Raw genomic sequence first — 1,027 nt, 5'->3', positions numbered from 1 at the left:
TGCCGACGTTCGCGCCAGCACTTGGTACGGACCGCCACCAGACGACGACTGCCCTTGCGGTTCACACCGAAAGGCGATCCGCTGTCACCGAGCAAAGGACGCATCGTGGATCGCGATGGCGCCGCCACCGCTGCTAACTGGTCCACGCACGGGCTACGGGAACCCGGGCTGCTACGCCCGTGCTAGCAACGACTGCGACGCAGAATTGACTCGCGAGCATTTCGTTACTGACGAGGTGCTTGGTGCGATATCGGCCGATGGCAAGGTGGTCGTCGTCGAGGGAGCTGCGTGGCAGGACAGAACCGAGCGGCGCAAGACAATCGGCCGAGCTTCACTGTCCCGGAAGATGCTGTGCCACCGGCACAACAACGCCTTGTCGCCGTTGGACAATATGGCCGCCGAATTCTTCCGGCACTTCCTCCAAGACCATCTTGACATCTTTAAGTACTTGGGCAACGACCGCCGGAGTAGTTTCCCCCGCGGCTTCACCATGCTCAGCGGCCCCTATATCGAGCTATGGATGCTCAAGGTCATCTGGGGGGCCATCGAAGCAGGTGCGATCGAACTAGGCGGCCGGGTCGCATACCGTTTCCGGTTAGGCGTCACAAGCCATCAGCTAGCTGAAATCCTTTGGCGCGGAGCAGAATGGCCCAAGGCATGGGGATTGTACGTTTTGCTCGACCAGGACCCAGACCAATCGAGTATGCCCAAGTCGATAGGCATTCGAACCGCCAGAATGGGGAGTGAGATCCTCGGCGGCTACGTCCGAGTCGCTGGACTCGAATTTCTCATCAGCTTTGAGGCCCCGCCCGTACGGCACATTTATCGGCCCTGTGGTATCACCTTTACCAGGGTTGGATTTCCAAAGAACAGCTACAAGATGGTTGCCTTCGCGTGGCCAGAGCCTGGACACCCGATCATCAATGTGGTGTCACAGGTGCCACCCGATGAAGATTTCACGGTGCCGAGCAACCCGCGGGCTGCCGCTCTTCACGGTCGAATCGCAGCCGGTTCTTTGAACATAAGC

At 59.4% G+C, this 1,027-nt stretch carries 1 protein-coding gene; it reads left to right on the top strand.

Going from position 1 to position 1,027, the window contains the following annotated elements:
• Positions 1-115: 115 nt before the first annotated feature.
• On the top strand, positions 116-1,027 hold a 912-nt coding region (locus tag B8W67_RS20135), incomplete at its 3' end, for a hypothetical protein (protein ID WP_133056183.1).

The sequence above is a fragment of the Mycolicibacillus koreensis genome (assembly GCF_002104795.1).
In the GTDB taxonomy this organism is placed as follows: domain Bacteria; phylum Actinomycetota; class Actinomycetes; order Mycobacteriales; family Mycobacteriaceae; genus Mycobacterium; species Mycobacterium koreense.
The sequence above is the reverse complement of the archived record's forward strand: the minus strand, read 5'-3'. Positions and strand labels throughout refer to the sequence as shown.